This window comes from Methylomonas rapida (assembly GCF_024360925.2).
GTDB classification, from domain to species: Bacteria; Pseudomonadota; Gammaproteobacteria; order Methylococcales; family Methylomonadaceae; genus Methylomonas; species Methylomonas rapida.
In genome coordinates this window covers 2,415,079-2,432,686 of the sequence record NZ_CP113517.1, presented here as the reverse complement: position 1 = coordinate 2,432,686, position 17,608 = coordinate 2,415,079, and the positions used below count along the sequence as shown (strand labels likewise).

At 53.6% G+C, this 17,608-nt stretch carries 15 protein-coding genes; 13 read left to right on the top strand and 2 right to left on the bottom strand.

Annotation, left to right across the window (positions count from 1 at the left end):
• Positions 1 to 5 precede the first annotated feature (5 nt).
• The 13 genes from NM686_RS11500 to abc-f all read left to right on the top strand — a co-directional run bounded on the left by NM686_RS11500 (position 6) and on the right by abc-f (position 15,496).
• Positions 6 to 1,646 carry an ASKHA domain-containing protein gene (locus NM686_RS11500; protein ID WP_255188004.1) on the top strand — a complete coding sequence of 547 codons (1,641 nt, stop codon included), beginning with the start codon at positions 6 to 8 and terminating at the stop codon, positions 1,644 to 1,646.
• Positions 1,643 to 2,311: a cobalamin B12-binding domain-containing protein gene (locus NM686_RS11495; protein WP_255188003.1), complete on the top strand. Its 669-nt coding sequence runs from the start codon at positions 1,643 to 1,645 to the stop codon at positions 2,309 to 2,311. Before NM686_RS11500 ends, NM686_RS11495 begins: the two co-directional genes overlap by 4 nt.
• On the top strand, positions 2,308 to 3,336 hold the full coding sequence (locus NM686_RS11490; protein ID WP_255188002.1) for a uroporphyrinogen decarboxylase family protein: 1,029 nt from the start codon (positions 2,308 to 2,310) through the stop codon (positions 3,334 to 3,336). Before NM686_RS11495 ends, NM686_RS11490 begins: the two co-directional genes overlap by 4 nt.
• The gene (locus NM686_RS11485; protein WP_255188001.1) at positions 3,333 to 3,953 is read left to right on the top strand and encodes a DUF1638 domain-containing protein; all 621 of its coding nucleotides are present in this window, start codon (positions 3,333 to 3,335) and stop codon (positions 3,951 to 3,953) included. The genes NM686_RS11490 and NM686_RS11485 overlap by 4 nt, the downstream gene beginning before the upstream one ends.
• A complete protein-coding gene (locus tag NM686_RS11480) occupies positions 3,950 to 5,926 on the top strand; it encodes a hybrid sensor histidine kinase/response regulator (RefSeq protein WP_255188000.1) in 1,977 nt (658 codons plus the stop codon). Before NM686_RS11485 ends, NM686_RS11480 begins: the two co-directional genes overlap by 4 nt.
• Positions 5,927 to 5,930: 4 nt before the next feature.
• On the top strand, positions 5,931 to 8,027 hold the full coding sequence (locus NM686_RS11475; RefSeq protein ID WP_255187999.1) for an EAL domain-containing response regulator: 2,097 nt from the start codon (positions 5,931 to 5,933) through the stop codon (positions 8,025 to 8,027).
• Positions 8,028 to 8,373: 346 nt separating this feature from the next.
• Positions 8,374 to 8,637, top strand: a complete 264-nt coding sequence (locus tag NM686_RS11470) for an RNA recognition motif domain-containing protein (RefSeq protein ID WP_255187998.1) — start codon at positions 8,374 to 8,376, stop codon at positions 8,635 to 8,637.
• 155 nt (positions 8,638 to 8,792) lie between these two features.
• Positions 8,793 to 9,581 (top strand): helix-turn-helix domain-containing protein, encoded by a 789-nt coding sequence (locus NM686_RS11465; RefSeq protein ID WP_255187997.1) that lies wholly within the window; start codon positions 8,793 to 8,795, stop codon positions 9,579 to 9,581.
• Positions 9,582 to 9,635: 54 nt separating this feature from the next.
• Positions 9,636 to 9,977, top strand: a complete 342-nt coding sequence (locus NM686_RS11460) for a zinc ribbon domain-containing protein YjdM (RefSeq protein WP_255187996.1) — start codon at positions 9,636 to 9,638, stop codon at positions 9,975 to 9,977.
• Between the two features lie 429 nt (positions 9,978 to 10,406).
• A complete protein-coding gene (locus NM686_RS11455) occupies positions 10,407 to 11,261 on the top strand; it encodes a VPLPA-CTERM sorting domain-containing protein (RefSeq protein ID WP_255187995.1) in 855 nt (284 codons plus the stop codon).
• Between the two features lie 217 nt (positions 11,262 to 11,478).
• Positions 11,479 to 12,393, top strand: a complete 915-nt coding sequence (locus NM686_RS11450; RefSeq protein ID WP_269021743.1) for an AEC family transporter — start codon at positions 11,479 to 11,481, stop codon at positions 12,391 to 12,393.
• Complete coding sequence (locus tag NM686_RS11445; RefSeq protein WP_255187993.1) at positions 12,390 to 13,613, top strand: competence/damage-inducible protein A; 1,224 nt, start codon at positions 12,390 to 12,392, stop codon at positions 13,611 to 13,613. The genes NM686_RS11450 and NM686_RS11445 overlap by 4 nt, the downstream gene beginning before the upstream one ends.
• On the top strand, positions 13,604 to 15,496 hold the full coding sequence (gene abc-f, locus NM686_RS11440) for a ribosomal protection-like ABC-F family protein (protein WP_255187992.1): 1,893 nt from the start codon (positions 13,604 to 13,606) through the stop codon (positions 15,494 to 15,496). Before NM686_RS11445 ends, abc-f begins: the two co-directional genes overlap by 10 nt.
• A gap of 325 nt (positions 15,497 to 15,821) precedes the next feature.
• Here abc-f and NM686_RS11435 read toward each other — a convergent pair whose 3' ends face one another.
• Positions 15,822 to 17,156 carry an IS1380 family transposase gene (locus tag NM686_RS11435; RefSeq protein WP_255188233.1) on the bottom strand — a complete coding sequence of 445 codons (1,335 nt, stop codon included), beginning with the start codon at positions 17,154 to 17,156 and terminating at the stop codon, positions 15,822 to 15,824.
• 213 nt (positions 17,157 to 17,369) lie between these two features.
• A complete protein-coding gene (locus NM686_RS11430) occupies positions 17,370 to 17,603 on the bottom strand; it encodes a hypothetical protein (protein ID WP_255187991.1) in 234 nt (77 codons plus the stop codon).
• Between the last annotated feature and the right edge of the window lie 5 nt (positions 17,604 to 17,608).

The window sequence follows — 17,608 nt, the reverse complement described above, 5'->3', positions numbered from 1 at the left end:
CATTCATGGATGCCGTAAACAGCAATACGCCCGAATCGGCAAATTTCGACGTAACGTTTCGTAGTCAGGAACAAAGTCTGACACTGACTTTGTCGCCCGAGGTCAATATGCGGCAGGCGTTGGATCGCACCGAACTCAGGGTGCGGGCGGCCTGCGGCGGCTTGGGGACTTGCGGCGCCTGCTTGATACAAATCGTCAGCGGCGAATTCAATCCGCCCACCCTGGCCGAGCAGCAAAAAATCTTGCCGGACGACTTGGCCAAGGGCATGCGCTTGGCCTGCCAATTACGCGCGAACAGCGACGCGGAACTGTATCTGGAAAATCCCGCGCCCAAATCGGATTGGAAAAGCCTGGATGCTGACCGGCTTTACCAGGCGGTTTCCGGGAATCCCGCCATTAACCGGCATGTCTATGGCGTGGCGGTTGATTTGGGTACCACTCACATTCGCTTGTCATTATGGAATCGGCAGAGCGGCCGCCGCATCGCCAGCCGTTTCAGCATCAATCCGCAAGTCGCGCATGGTGCGGACATTCTGACTAGGCTGGACGCCCAACGTCTAACGGATGATGACAATCGGGTGATTTGCCAGGAAGCACGCAAGGCCATCATCGATGGGATTCGCGACATATTGAGCCGGGATGTCGGCGAAATCAGCGCGATTCTGCAAGCCATCGGCGCAGTCGTCATCGTCGGCAACACCGTGATGCTGACGCTGGTTTGCGGCCATAGCGGCGACAATTTGTATGAATTGGAAAACTGGATGCAAGCCGTCGCCTGCATCCCTCAAGATCTGGACGCCTGGCGCGGTGCCTGGCGCATGCCCAATGCCGAGATCAGGATTACCCAGCCATTGGCGGGTTTCGTCGGCTCGGATCTATTGGCCGATCTGCTCGCCACCGGCATTACTGAACAATCGGCGCCCATGCTGTTGGCCGATTTCGGCACCAATACCGAGATCGCGTTGTGGGACGGACAGATGCTTTGGGCGACGTCGGTGCCCGGTGGGCCGGCTTTCGAAGGCGTCGGCATGCGCAACGGACTGCCGGCTGAAGCGGGTGCGATCAGCAAGGTCGTATTGCAAGAGGGTCAATGGCAGTTGCACACCATAGGAGCCGTGCCGGCGCGCGGCTTTTGCGCCAGCGGTTTCATCGATGCGGTGGCTGGGCTGTTGGAACAAAAGCTGCTCAAACCATCCGGCCGCTTTACCGAGCCGCAAGCCGATGGCGGTTATTGCCTGCAAGCAGACAATCCGTATTCGGCGATTTATGCTGGCGACATCGATGTTTTTCAACGCGCCAAAGCCTCTTCCGCGGCCGGCATGATGCAATTGCTGGTTATGGCCGGTTTGAAGGTGGATGACCTGCAAGCCGTCTGGATATGCGGTAGTTTCGGCCAGCATTTGGATCTGAACAGCGCGATGCGGGTCGGACTGCTGCCGCCGCTAACCGCCGCCAAACTCAAATTGATGCCGAATGCCAGTCTGGCAGGCTGTGAAAAACTGCTGCTCGATTCGGGCGCCGATGCTCTATTATCCATCATCGTCGAACGCGCAAAAGTCGTAAACTTGGGCAGTATCGCCGATTACGAAGACCGCTTCATCGACCATTTACGCTTGCAACCCGTGCGATTTCCGGAGCCCACATGATGCGAACCAACTACATCGAAGCCTATAACGAAGCAGTGTTCGAGACCGACAAACAGGCGGCGCTGGCCGTGGTGGAGCAGGCCTTGAGCGATGGTTATACGCCCGAAGATATCGTGTTCAATCTGGTAATCCCGGCGGTCGAAGCCATGATGATCAGGATAGAGCAAGATACCGACTCGAATCTGGCCCAGCATTTCATGACCGCGCAAATCGCCGCCGACGTCACGGAAAAAATGCTGGAAAAATTCAGCAGACCACCCGAAATCATCGGGCGGGTCGTGATAGGGGCGGCTTATGGCGACTTGCATTCGTTGGGTAAACGCATCGTGATGGGCTGTCTGAAATCGATGATGATCGATGTGATAGACCTGGGTATCAACATTCGCGCGGAACAATTCGTCGACGCCGCGGTGGAACACGAGGCCCAGGTCATTGCGATCTCGGCGATGATGGTACATACCGCGACCGGTGAAAACGGCAGTCTGAAGGTCAGGGAGCTGCTACATGAGCGCAGTTTGGAGCATAAGATCAAACTGGTGGTCGGCGGCGCGCCTTATCGCTTCGACCCGGCACTTTACGCCAAGGTCGGGGCCGATGCCTGGGCGCCCGACGGCGTGACGGCCGCCAGGGTCATAGCCGAACTGATCAGGGAGGTGAAAGTATGACGCCTTTGGAAATATTGGGTGCGGCGATCAACGGTACGCCGGCTCCGCGCATCCCCATTTTTTGCAATTTGCTCGATCAAGGCCCGAAATTGCTGGGCATGCCTGCCAGGGATTATTTCAGCCAAGGCGAGTACGTCGCCGAAGCGCAACTGAAGCTGCTGGAACGCTACGGCCATGATAACGTCTGGAGCCTGCATTACGTCGGCAAGGAGGCCGAGCTGTTGGGCTGTAACGACATTCTGTTTGCCGACGACGGTGTGCCCAATGTCGCCGATTTCGTCATCAAGCATCTGGACGACATCGCCAAACTCGAAGTGCCCGCCGACATCACCCGGCATCCGGCCTGGCAGGCCGTGGCCGATTGCATGAGCGTCTTGCGCCGCGAAGTAGGCAATACGCACCCCATTTGCGCCTACATTACCGCTTCGACCACCTTGCCGTCTATGTTGATGGGCATGGACAAATGGATGGAATTGTTTTTGTTGGGACCGTTCGATTTGCGCGATGAGTTATTGCGCAAATGTTCGGATTTCGTCCAGCAGCACATTGCCGCGCTGCGGGCGGTCGGCGCCAATGTACTGGTGTATTCCACGCCGTTCGGGTCGCCGCAATTCGTCAGCAAAAAGATGATAGAAAGCCTGGTGTTGCCTTGGATGAAGCGGGACCTGCAAGGCGGGGCAACCGATGATCTGGTTTATTATTGCGGCATGTCGCCCTTCAACGAGGTCATCGACATGGTTTTCGATGAACTGAGTATCAAAACCTTTTATATCAGCCCGTTGGCCGATTTGCCCGAAGCCAAACGTTTGATCGATACCCGCGGCCTGACCTGCGGCGTCATCGACGACATCAAGATGATTCACTGGACGCCCGAACAAACCCGGGAGGAAGTCAAGCGTATCCTCGACATCGGCAAGCCCGGCGGGCATTTTCTGTTCGGTACCGGCGTGGTGTCGTTGGCGGTGCCGGAAGCCAATATCCGGGCCATGCTGGATGCCGCCCATCTCTATGGGAGTTTGCGATGAAGCATTTTATCTTGCATCCAGAAAACCAAACGCCGTTGACCATGGTGGGTTGCGGTATTTTGCGTAAGGAAGTCGATCGCTTGATCGAAAAAAATCATTGGAACGTGCATACCCAATACCTGGATTCGGCGTTACACAATTATTTCAATCGCTTGGCGAACGAGCTGAATACAAGCTTATCGGAACGCGAACAGCGCGGGGAAAAAACCGTGGTGCTGTATGGCAGTTGCCATCCCTTGATGGAAAACTTTTTACACGACCACCATACCTGCCGTACCGAGGGGCAGAATTGTATCGTGCAATTATTGGGTTACGAAAAGTTCATGGAAGAACTGGAGAAGGGCGCCTATTTTTTGCTGGAAGATTGGGCCTTGACCTGGAAGCCGATGATCACGGCGTGTTTTGGCGATAACGTCGAGGTGATTCGGGACATTTTTCATAGCAGCCATAAATACATGGTCGCCGTGCGCACGCCGTGTAGTGGCGACTTCACCGAAGCGGCGCAAATTGCCGCCGATTTCGTCGATCTGCCGCTGACCTGGATGGACGTTACGCTCGACCACCTGGAACAGGTGCTGGCCGATGCGATACAACAACGTCTCAGCCAAGACGCATGAATCCAGAACCCACTTATCAAGAATTGCAAGAGCGTGTCGCCCATCTGGAACACCGCGTGCGCAAATTGTCCGAACAAAAAGCCAATTTATTCTTGGTCTTGCATCTGGTCGAGCAATTGAATCCCGTGGCCGGCGTCGACAGTTTTCTGGAAAGCTTGATGCTGGCGTTGTGCGCGAATTTGGGCGGCAGCGACGTGGAAATTTATTATCTGGACGACGGCGTGATTCACTTCGCCAACTTGTTGGGCGAGCGCCGCGTCGTCCAGATTTTGGAAGATCCGTTGGTGGCGCAAGTATTTCAGCATCATCGCTTCATTGAACAGCTCAGCGATTTGAATCATACCCTATTGAAAAACAACCGAGCGGCCGTCGCTTGCACCTGGGTGATGCCCTTGCTTGTAGGCAAAGAATTCATCGGCGCCATCAAGATGGCAGACTTGGTCGGCACGGCGCAGATGCGCGAATACCTAAAGCCGTTTTTTTCGCACATGGCGCTGATTTTCAACAATCAAATCAAGACCCGGATCGCGGAAACCGCCAATAAGGCCAAAAGTAACTTTTTGGCCACGATGTCGCATGAGATACGCACGCCCTTGAATGGCATTCTGGGGATGGCGCAATTGTTGGCGGCGCCGCAATGTGTCGATGAAAAGCGCCGGGAATGCGCGAAAACGATTTTATCTTCCGGTAATACCCTGTTGGCGCTGTTGAACGATGTGCTGGATTTGTCCAAGATAGAAGCCAATCGCCTGGAATTGATATTTTCCGCGGTCAATCCGCGCCAGGTGCTTCAAGACGTATTGGCATTGTTTCTGGGGAGCGCCCAGCAAAAAGGTTTGCGAATCGATGCCGTTTGGCATGGCGAAAAAAATGTGGATTATAGGCTGGACCCTTTGCGCATCAGGCAAATGTTGTCCAATTTGGTCAGTAATGCGATCAAATTTACCGATCACGGCGCAATCAGTATCGCAGCCCGCGAATTCGCGCGGGAGCATGGCCAGGTCGTTTTGGAATTCAGCGTGAGCGATAGCGGCATCGGCATCGCCAAGGATAAGCAGCATGAATTATTCAAACCTTTCAGCCAGATCGATAGCGGCTCCAAACGGCGGTATGTCGGCACCGGCTTGGGTTTGTCGCTGGTGCAACATTTTGCCGAGTTGATGCAAGGTCAATCCGGGGTCGACAGCGAGTTAGGCCAGGGTTCCCGTTTTTGGTTTCGCATTCCGACTCAACGCGTCGAAAAAGATGAGCCAAATTTTTCATGGGCCATGCTGGAGCCCCAACAGCCTTGTTCGCCCGAGCCGGCTGAATATTCGATATTGCTGGTCGATCGGGATCAAGCATTTTGCGCCCGCGTTCAGGCAATGTTCGATGTTCCGGGAATTTCTGTTACTTGCGTGACCAATGCCGAAGCTGCCTTGGACTGCATACCCAAAATGCAGGGTCATGCCTTGATCTTTTTGCCCTGCCGGATGGATGACAGCGAAAGCTGCGACTGGGTGCGCAGAATTCGTGACCAAGAAGCGGTAAAAAGCCTGGCTCGCGTGTCGATTCTAGGGCTGCTCGACGCTGACAATGAGGTTGAGGTTGAGCGTGAACGCGCTCGGCAAGCCGGAATGGACGATGTGTTGATCAAACCATTGGATCGGCGTGTTATAAACCATGTTTGTCTGAAGTATTTTGCCCATCCCCTGTTGCCTGAAGCAGTCGAGGTACCCTGTCTTGGCGAAGAAAGGCTTTTTATGGCCAGGCATCCGGAAATGCATGATTTACTGGATGAACTGGAACGATTATTAGAAAAACATATGTTCAATGCCGTCACTCAATTCAAACTCATACAAAACCTGCTGGATGGCAGTCCGGTCGCCCCTCGCTTTGAGACATTGGGCAAACTAATCAACGAAATGAAATTCGAGCAAGCACTCAAGCACTTGGGCCAGCTTCGCGCACTTTTGGCTGATCAAGGAAATTGACGCCGTGATTGAAAAAAAGCCCAAAATTCTCGTCATCGACGACACGCCCGCCAATCTGGCTTTATTAGGTTTGGCGCTGCAAGACGATTATGTGGTTCAGATTGCCACTTCCGGAGCAAAAGGACTGGAGTTGGCCGGGGAAGATCCGCCTGCTTTGATTTTGCTCGACATCATGATGCCGAACATGGATGGTTACGATACCTGCCGGCATTTCAAGGCCGACCCGGTGTTGCAGCATATCCCGGTTGTATTCGTAACGGCATTGAGCGAAATGAACGCCGAGATTTTGGGTTTATCGCTGGGCGCCGCCGATTTTCTGGTCAAACCCTTCAATATCGACATTGCCCGCCTGCGTATCCGCAATTTGTTGGAACGGGAGCAATTACGCCAAGAGTTGCAACGCAAGGAAGCCGAGCAGCGACTGGCGGCCAGCGTCTTTGCCCATAGCCACGACGGCATCGTGATTACCGATGCCGAAAACCGCATCATCAATGTCAATGCAGCCTTTACCCGGATCAGCGGCTATCAACTGGAAGAGGTGGTAGGTAAAAACCCCGCTGTCCTCAAATCGGGACGGCAGTCGGCCGAGTTTTACCAGGCGATGTGGCAAGCCTTGGCTAACGGCGATCATTGGAGCGGTGAAATCTGGAATCGCAACAAGCGTGGTGAAGTCTATGCCGCATTGACTTCTATATCCGTCGTACGAGATGACCAGGATCATATCCATCATTACATCGGCTTGTTCTCGGACATTACCCGCCTGAAAAAACAGCAACACGATCTGGAGCGGATCGCGCATTTCGATCCTTTGACCGGCATTCCGAATAGGGTGTTGCTGAACGATCGCATTCAGCAAGCGCTGGCCCACACCCGTCGCGCCAAAAAATTGCTGGCGGTATGTTATCTGGATCTGGATGGTTTCAAGCCGATCAACGATCAGTTCGGCCATGAAACAGGCGATCAGTTATTGATCGATGTCACCAAACGCATCAAGGAATGTTTACGGGCCAGCGATACCCTGGCGCGCGTGGGCGGCGACGAATTCGTACTGTTGATATCGGATATCAACGATGTTTCGGAATGTAAGTCGGTATTGGATCGAATATTGATCAAGGTAGCGCAGCCCGGTGTCATTTACGGGCATGGCGTAGCGGTGTCGGCCAGCTTGGGGTTTACGTTTTATCCGGATGATTTCAATGACGCGGAAACCCTGATCCGGCATGCCGATCAAGCCATGTACGTGGCCAAGCAGCGGGGCAAGAATCGCCATCATTTGTTCGATCCGCAACAAGACCGGATAGCGCTGGCGCGCGGTGAAAGCTTTGCCCGGATCGAGGCTGCGTTTGCCGCGGATCAATTTGTCTTGCATTTTCAGCCCAAGGTCAACATGCGCCAGGGAACGCTGTTGGGCGCGGAAGCGCTGATCCGTTGGCAGGACCCCAAAAGAGGCTTAATAGCGCCTGGCGAGTTTTTGCCGGAAATCGAAGGTACGGAGCTGGAACTTGCGATCGGCAACTGGGTATTGGCGACCGCGCTGGAGCAGTTGGAACATTGGCGGCGTCAAGGCTTGAATATCAAGCTGAGCATAAACGTAGCGCCCTGTCATTTGTTGCATGCCGATTTTTGCCAATTGTTGGCGGTTAAATTTGCCGAGCATCCATTGTTGCAGCCAGGCTGTCTGGAGCTCGAAATCGTCGAGACTGCCGCATTGCAGGACATCGAACGTGTATCCAAGATCATGGATGAATGCCAACGATTAGGGGTTCATTTTGCACTGGATGACTTTGGCACGGGTTATTCTTCGTTGACCTATCTGAAAGCATTGCCGGCGCAGGTGTTGAAAATCGATAAATCCTTTGTCATCAACATGCTGGATAATTCCGACGACTTGGCGATCGTGAAGGGCATCATCGACCTGTCCACGACGTTTCGCCGGCAGTTGATCGCGGAAGGGGTCGAAACCGTGGAGCACGGGCTGCGTTTATTGGCCTTGGGTTGCGAAAACGCTCAGGGTTTTGCCATTGCCCGTGCAATGAGCGGAACGGATCTGTTGGACTGGATCAGAAATTGGGTGCCCGACCCGGCCTGGCTGCGGACTTGAATGCGCGAAAGACACAAAAAACACCACATATTTCCAGGATCATGAAAATGCGGCATGACTTCGGAAAACGACATTTTTGTATTACGAGATGGGGCAAATCATACCGCCTCTTGTTGTCGCAATTTCCTCATCGGCATGAGCCTATTCGGCTGCTTCAGATCCTTACTATTAAAGTAGTAAAAAATATAGTACAATGCCATTTTAATGGTTATTGCTGTGGCAACTTGTACGTCGCGACAACTTGCTCAGGCTTGACAGGCTAACGTGTTTCTCGCTTTCAGTTGGAGCGGTTGAGCGGATGGTCATATCCAATACCCAAGTTTGTTTTTTCAATTGGAGTGCCGTCATGTTGACGCTTGTTGTAAGAGGTTTGCCCCCTACCGCCACCGAATCCGCCGTGCTTGATCTGTTTGCCAGTTACGGCAAAGTGTTTGGCATGAAAGTCAATCAGGACTTTTTTACCGGTCAACTCAAGGGTTTTGCGATGATCGACATGGAGGGACATGAGGCCCGCGCCGCCATTGCTGGTTTGAATGGTCGGGATTTTCAAGGCAAGACGATTTATGTCGACATCGACAAGGGCACAAAAGGCAAGCGAGGCCGCCGCTAAGGATTTCGTCAATAACAACTTTCCGCCGCAGGGTACGTCATGCGTACCTTCTCTCGATCGCGCAGAATGAGCCGGCGGAATGTTTGATGCGAAGATGGCGCGATTCTTGATCTTTACTGTTAAAATAGTAATTTCTCAATGTTTTGCCGACCGGCATGAAAAAAACAGCGAAAAACATCTCGGATTCACAGCAAAAAACCGACGCCCGGTTCGAGCCAGACACTGATTTGCCGACCATGGGCACGCGAATCAGGCATTATCGTGAACGATTGGGCCTGAGTCAGGATGAACTGGCGTTGCGTGTCGGCGCGGCCCAGCAAACCATCCAAAGCCTGGAATCCGGCAAAATCAGAAAAAGCACGTTTTTACCGCAAATCGCCAAGGCGCTCGGCGTCGACTTCGATACCTTGCTGTTTGGGCAGAGGGCGGATGAGCCGGTTCGAGCCTTGCGCCCGTTGTTGACGGCAACCGCTCGGCGCGTGCCTTTATTCACGACTCGCGATTGCGCCTGGGTGCAAGCGTTCCTGACGGATCAGGCGGTGCAATCACCCAGTGGCAAATGGGTGTCGATGGATTATTCCTTACCCTTTGCCGAGTCGGGCTCCCGACTGTTTGCCTTGAAATTGGGCTTGAGCGACGAGACATTCCAGCCCGAATTCCGTCCCGGCGATCAATTGTTGATAGACCCGGATGCGCCGATTCAACCCAGCGATCCGGTCGTGGTGCTGCGACCGGAAGCAAAGCGCCTGAGCTTATTTCGCTATCGCGTATTGTCGCTGTCGGGCGAGTCTGTCGACTACGAATTGGTGGCCATGCATCCCGATTTTCCCAGCATCAGCGGCGCCGAATTGCAAGCCGTGCAAATTTTGGGACCGGTGATTCAGATGCGCCGGCCCATATCGAGTCGGGTGCGGCTAGCCGTACTGGAAGAGCAGTCGCGTTAGTAACGGTTCAGTGCGTTCCTGGTTTTAGTTTTTAATCCAACCCAAGCAGCAGTGATGAGTAATTTACCCAATTGTCCAAAATGTAATTCTGAATATACCTATAACGACGGTGCCATGAACATTTGCCCGGAATGTGGGCACGAATGGGCGACGGACGCTCAGGCGGATGATGGCAACGACGAACGCGTGATCAAAGACGCGCATGGCAATGTGTTGCAAGACGGTGACAGCGTGACCGTGATTAAGGACCTGAAAGTCAAGGGCTCGTCGTTGGTGGTCAAAGTCGGCACCAAGGTAAAAAATATTCGCCTGGTGGACGGTGATCACGACATCGACTGCAAGATCGACGGCATTGGCGCAATGAAGTTGAAATCGGAATTTGTCAAAAAAGCTTGATCCGCCACCCATCCCCGTATTTTCGTCGTTCCCCGCCTTCGCGGGGACGACCGCTTATCGAATATTCAGCCCACTCTCTAGACGGCATAATCCTCTGGTTCCGTTCAAACCGAAAAGTGTTCGACGATTGGATGCGACTGGCTATCAGGGTATAAAGGAAAAAGCGTATAAACCGATATGGCACAAAGTTATTTAACATAGTTTAAATAAAGTTTTTGCGTATTGGCTAAGTTTTTGCTTTAGAAATCAAGTCTTCCAGGTGTCATTCGTCGTACTGCAAGCAGGTTGGCACGATAGTTGATACAAGACGATAGTCTAACGCATGAACAGCGTAGATATTGAATTCCTATTTGGCTCAGGACCGCTCATATAGAGTGATTTTGGAGTAAATGGGTACATCAAGCCAATAACTGCTTTTACGAGGAAAAGATGAAGAGAAACACTAGGAAGTACGGTCTGCCTGACAAAATCCTGTTGGCTTCGTTGTTATGCCAATTTGCGCTGGCTGCCACAAGCGCCAACGCTACCGTGCTGGACGCAACCGCTGGCGGCAGCGTAACCTTCAACTACGACAACGCGGCATTTGCTCAATACGCAGGTGGAAACAGCAGTAATCCAGGGTATTACCTGGCAAATTTCTGGGATGGCGCAGCTTCCGACCCTTATGACGCTAACAATACCACTGCCCATTTCGCCGCGAACTTAGGAAATACGCAAATTTCGATGCCATTGGTGCATGACATAACCCCGGTGGGGGCCTATGCCGGAACTCAAGCCACCGGCCGTCATGTTCAGGGTACTTCGGCCCATTTCGCCATCGATTCAGAGACCTTGACCGGTATAAGCGGTGAGCAGATCGGTATGACCGGAGTACAGGGCTATTACCTGCCTAATTTTCCCGCGCCTTACAACTATGTTATTGCCGGTGATTTTTCACTTGCCTATGATCCTTCGGCACGCGCCAGCGAATGGGGAACTCAAGCCGGCGCGCCAACCGGCTGGTATATCAAAAACAACCTGGGTTTCGGCTTGGTGACTTACGATTTGGCGAATTTGAGCGTGGTGTTCGCCGATGCGCACAACTGGAAATTAAGCGGCAGCCTGCTGATGGCTCCTGGTTATGCCGATATGCTGATGGGGCCCGCCTTCGTCAATGTGGGCACTTTCGATTTGGGTGTCGGGTCGTATGCGGTATCGAATGTGCCGTTACCGGCCGCGGCATGGATGTTCATCACCGGTTTGATGGGCTTGCTGGCCGTCAGGCGTAAACCGGTGCTTGCATAACAAACGTCCCATTGCTCCTGATAGCCAGGGAGCTTCCATCACAAATGCATGCTTCCCCGCCTGTCTCCTGGCGGGGGTATTTTCTCCCGATTACCTCGTCTTTCTTCTTCGCTTGGTTGTGTTTCGCTAAATCTGGCCATTTTCGATCGCCAAAATTCTGTCGACGAGCATGGCCCACCGTATAATTCAGCTTTATCAACTCGTTCAACAACCGTCGATGATCACCACCTTAATTCAGATGACCGTGCTGATGTTATGCGGAGCCGGTTGGCGGCTGTTTGCTCTACAAGGCTTGTCCGCCGACCAGACCCGGTTGGCGCTGACCAGTGTGGTGTACTATTTTTTTCTGCCGGCCATGGTGCTGGACGTGCTATGGAAGGCCGACATCGGCTGGCAATCCCTGCAATTCAGCGCATTGGGCTGTTCGACCATTTTGCTTGGCGTGTTGTTGAGCTGGCTGATCGCCAAATTGCTCAAGTTCAAGAACGCCCAAACCGGCGCGATGATCTTGGCCACGGCGTTTCCCAACGTCACCTATCTGGGCTTGCCGGTGCTGGAACAAACCTTTGGCGCCTGGTCGCGCTCGGTGGTGATACAAATCGATCTATTCGCCGCGGCGCCCATGGTTTTTACAGTGGGCATCGCCCTGGCCCGTTATTACGGTACCAATGCCGAGGAAAAGCCCAAATCGTTGTTGGGGTTTGTCAATGCGCCGCCTTTTTGGGCCGCCTTCGTCGCGGTGCTGCTTAACCTGAGCCATATCCCGGCGCCGGATTGGCTGGCGGGATTGTTGCAAAAACTGTCGGCGGCGGTCGCACCTTTGATGATTTTTTCGTTGGGTTTGGCGCTGAGTTGGGGGGCGATCAGGTGGCGTAATTTGCAGTTCATGCTGCCGGTAGTAACACTAAAATTGCTGGTGCTGCCGTGGCTGGCCCTGTTTTTGGCCGATGTCGTGCAGCTGCAGGGGCAATACAAAGCCGCGGCCGTACTGGATTTGGCCATGCCCAGCATGGTGCTGGGCGTGGTGCTATGTGATCGTTATGGCTTGGATAGTTCCTTGTACGCGACGGCGGTGACGTTGACTACCGGCCTGAGTTTGATCAGTTTGTCGTTCTGGTTTGGCGTGCTATGACGGTCATTGCGGAAATTTTTTCCCAGGGCGAAGAGGTCGTCAGCGGCCAAATCGTCGACAGTAATGCGACCTGGCTATCGCAACAGCTGAACGAACTGGGTTTTGCGGTCAAGCGTCATACGGCGGTCGGCGACGATCTCGATGACTTGGTGGGCCTGATTCGGGAGATCGCGGCTCGCGCCGATTGTTGTATTTGCACCGGTGGCCTGGGGCCGACCGTCGATGATTTGACCGCCGAAGCCGTCGCCATCGCAGCTGGACAGACACTGCGTTTCGACGCCGAAGCCATGCGCCAAATCGCCGCTTATTTCAGCAGCCGGCAACGCGAAATGCCGGCCATCAACCGCAAGCAGGCGTATTTTCCAGAGCAGGCGATACGTATAGACAATCCGATTGGCACCGCGCCTGGATTTGCATTGCAAATCCAACGTTGCTGGTTTGTGTTCTTGCCCGGCGTGCCGTCGGAAATGAAAGCCATGTTCGGCGCGCTTCGTGAGCGATTGTTGCGGCGTTTTCGCTTGCAGCCTGATGCTTTGGTGGTTCTACGCAGCTTAGGCATAGGCGAGTCGACCATTCAACAAGCGCTGCACGATTTGACCTTGCCTGAAGGCGTGCGACTGGGCTTTCGCGCCGCTGTCGACGAGGTGCAGACCAAACTGTCGTTTCCTGCGAATCATCCACTCACAGAAATGCGAAGCTTGACGCGCGTGGTCGCCACGCGCATCGGCGATCATGTGTTCGCGATAGACGGGCTGCCCGATGAAGCGGGCGGCGATTTGTTGACGGTAGTCGATCGTTATTTGAGGGAAAACGGCCATAAGCTAGCGGTGCTGGAAACCGCCAGCGGCGGGATGCTGGCGGCCAAGTGTCACGGCCGGGAATGGCTGGCCTCGGTGACGATTGCGAAAGATCTGCAGCATGCCGGCAGGCTATGCAACACCGAAACCATGGGCGACATGGCTCAAGCCGCTCAACAATTGGCCAATCGCCTGAAACAACAGCAAGACGCCGATCTTGCGCTGGTGCAGGTTTATCTGGGCTCGGCGGACGATTATCGCCGGCCGAGTGGCCGCATAGTCCTTTATAATTGCCTTTTGACCGATACCGGCGTTTTTCATAGCCAACAAAATTTGGCCGGCGCCGCCCAAACCAAGCAAAACCAGGCGGCCTTGTTCAGCCTGGACTTAATCAGACGCACCTTACAAAACTCATGCCTTTAATCCGCTTAACCAACGTTTCCATCGCCTTCGGCACCCACGCATTACTCGACAACGCCGCCTTTCAACTCGATGCCGGCGAACGCGTCGGCTTGCTCGGGCGCAACGGCGAAGGCAAATCCACCCTGATGAAAATCATCGCCGGCGACATTTCGCCCGACCATGGTGAAATCTGGCGGCAACCGGAATTGCGCCTAGCCTGGCTGGAGCAAACGCCGACTCTGGACGAAGACGATACGATCTACGAAGCCGTGGCCGGTGGTTTTGGCGAGTTGGGGTGTTTGATCGCCCGTTACCACGAACTGCTGACGCACATGGACGGCAGTGAACAATCCCTGCAAGCCTTGGGCGAAGTGCAACACAAACTGGAAGCCGACAATGGCTGGCAGTTTCAGACGCGTGTCGAAGCGGTTTTAAGCAAACTGCAGTTGCCGGCGGATATCAAGGTTGGCAGTCTGTCCGGCGGCTGGAAACGCCGAGTGGCCTTGGCGCGGGCCTTGGTGATCGATCCGGAAGTATTGTTACTGGACGAGCCGACCAACCATCTGGATTTCGAAAGCATCAGCTGGCTGGAAGAGCAGTTATTGGCGTTTCCAGGCGCGGTGCTGTTCGTGACCCACGATCGGGCTTTTTTGCAAAAACTGGCGACCCGCATTATCGATCTGGATCGCGGCCAGTTGACGTCATGGGCCGGCAATTATCAGGATTATCTGACCCGGAAGGCGGCGGCGCTGGAAGACGAGGCCAATCAAAATGCCGAGTTCGATAAAAAACTGGCCAAGGAAGAAGTCTGGATCCGGCAGGGCATCAAGGCCCGCCGCACCCGCAACGAAGGCCGGGTCCGGGCGCTGAAAAAACTGCGGGCGGAACGCGCCGAGCGCCGAAACACCCAGGGCACAGCCAAATTGAGTTTGAACCAAGGCGAAACTTCCGGCAAAAAAGTCATCGAAGCGGTCGATGTCAATTTCAGTTACGGCGACAAAACCATCATCAAGGATTTTTCGATACGCATCGATCGCGGCGACAAGATCGGTTTGATCGGCAACAACGGTGCCGGAAAATCCACCTTGTTGAAGCTGCTGTTGGGACAATTGCAACCCACGACGGGCACGATAGAACTTGGCACCAACTTGCAAATCGCCTATTTCGACCAATTGCGCGAACAGCTCGACCCGGAACTGTCGGTAGCCGACAGCGTGCTGGATGGCGGTGAATTCATCGACCTGCCGGGCGGACGCCGCCACGTAATGAGCTATCTGGCGGATTTTTTGTTCGCGCCCGCCCGCGCCCGTTCGCCGGTCAAGAGTTTGTCCGGCGGCGAGAAAAACCGCTTGCTACTGGCCCGTTTGTTCACCAAACCGGCCAACCTGATCGTAATGGACGAGCCGACCAACGACCTGGATCTGGAAACCCTGGAAATCCTGGAAGAAAAACTGGTCGAGTACCAAGGCACCTTATTGCTGGTCAGTCACGACCGCGAATTTCTGGACAATGTCGTTACCAGCGTATTGGTGTTCGAAGGCGAGGGCAGGGTAGGCGAGTACATCGGCGGCTATGCCGACTGGTTTGCGTTGAGCGAACAAAACAAAAAGGACGAAGTCGCTACCGCCAAAGTGGCCGCCGAAGCTGCCAAAAAAGAAAAGCCCAAATCGGCGCCGGCCAAGAAACTCAGTTACAAGGAACAGCGCGAACTAGAGCAACTACCGGAACGCATCGAGCAACTGGAATCCTTGCAGGCCGAACTGAGCGCGCAAATCGGCAGCGCCGAGTTTTACAAGCAAAGCCAGGATAAAGTCTCGGAAGCTCTGGAACGATTGAAAACCACCGAAGACGAACTCGCCCAGGCTTATGCACGCTGGGATGAGTTGGATGCATTGCAGGGATAGGGTGGTGACATTTCTGTCTATATCAAGGAATCATGGCCAATATGCAGGATTTATTCATTATCCAGGCAAAAGTGCCTGAAAAGCCGGTAAATATTAACCTGAATCCGTGACTCCACATATTGCCAGACCTTTTATTCGTCATACTCTTCCAAAATTCGCTGAATTTAAAAGTGTGGTCCGGGCAATCGAGTTTAACGGCTAGAAATGCAGCGTATTATCTGGAATATTTTCCCTGCATGATTCAATTTGATGGACTTTAGGCGCAGGATTCCCAAGCCACTGTGAATTTGCGGCGTTGTGCTATCGATGGCAGAGCGATCAGTCGCTAGCCGGCGGCGAGTTTGGCGTAGGTGGATTCAAAAGCGATGAAACCGGGACAGCTCTGTGAAAAGCGCAGCTTCAGCCGGTGCCCGCTACGGATGAGTCGCGCGGCCAGATACATCAGTTCCTGGATCACGGTTTTGATACGCCGCCGCTTGGCAGGATGCCTGACCGGGCTTTGTTCGCCCAGCAAGCCGATCAGGCCTATCCAGCGCAGGATGTTGTAGCTATAGGCGCTGAGGCTCATGATCAGGTCGTTGGTGGCAAACTTGCCGGATGGCAGGCGCTCGATATCCAGATCGGTCTTGAATTCGCTGTGGAATTGTTCAGCGGTGGCATGGTCGCGATAGAGGGCAATAACCATGGCATCGTCGTAATCGGCCACCGGCAGACTGGTCCACCAGCCTTCGATTTCGATATCCGGTAGCACGAGGGCTTGGCCTTGAGCCGTGATGGTGCGCTCGGTGATTTGCATGACCCGGCGACAGGTATAGGTTTTACCGTTGCGAGTGTGTTGCTCCATGACACTGAACAAGGCCACGCGTTTGCCTTCGCGCGGTGTGGTCCACTGGCCGTGTTGTTCGGCGTAGGCCAGCCAGGCGTCGGCATCTTGTTTACGCGGGTTCCATTTGATGATGAAATCGACCTGATCGGCTTCGTGTAAGTCGATGCGATTGTCGAGCGCGTCGTGACCGCCATCCAGCCGGACCAACAAAGGCAAAGTCGTCAAACGTTTCGCGGCGGCGAGTCCGCGCTCCAGCGCATAGCGGAATTCGTATTGGCAATGCTGCTTGCCTTCGCGCAGTTCATTACCAATACACCAGCCCTCTTTACCCAGATAGAGGGCAATCGGGGCGTAGCCGTCAAAACCTTTGTAGGTTCGGGAGACGCCTTCTTTGCAGGTTTTTTCGTTGTTCATGGGGTAAACATCGATATCCAACGCGACATGGCCTGTGGCTAACGGCGTTACCGGCACCTGGGCGTGAGCCAGAAAATCGAGGTTGCTTTGATAAATGATCGGTAATAAGGCGTCGGCGTGTTCATCCAGTCGCTGTCTGAGGCGGGCGCTGGAGGGTACTTGATGAATGGCGAGCGCGGCTTTGAAATAGTCGTCGTCGCGATGGTTTTCGATGGCTTCGAAGTCGCTTTTGCCCAGGCTAAGGGTGCCTATATAGCTTTTGATAATATCGGCGTGAGCAATACCGTGCCGTAGCGGAATACCTTTTTCCAGCGCCTGATTGAGCTGGCCATATTGATTCAAACATAAACCGACCAAGGCTAATCCAGAATGGCTGGTATAAAATTCAGTTTCAGATTGCTCCAGGATAAACCGCTTCATGAATCACTCGCCGGGTGAATGGAAGAATAGCGGTATTATCCCAGAATAAGCGTTTTAAATCATTGCGTTGCGGCCGTGGATGGCCTTTTAAGTCACGGATTCAGGTATAAAAAAACAGACCTATGAATCCAAATACCACTAGCAAGATTACCCAACGAATATTATTTCTCATCTTGCCCAAAACCCATCATCCCAAAAACCCACGCTCAGGCCCTAAGGCCTTTTCCTTTGCATCAGTTGGAAACTGGATTCTGGCTCTGTGTAGTGAATCAATCCAGCAATATCTGTATTTATAAGAACACCTTCCCCCAGATATTCCCAATCCTTCTTGGTGAACTTATCTGAATACTCTTCATCATCTATCGAACAAACAACCTCGCCAACACAGCCTTCCCACAGCCTAAGCTTGTCCCCAACTTTCATTTTCTGTCCGTTTGGATAGTTCATGCAAT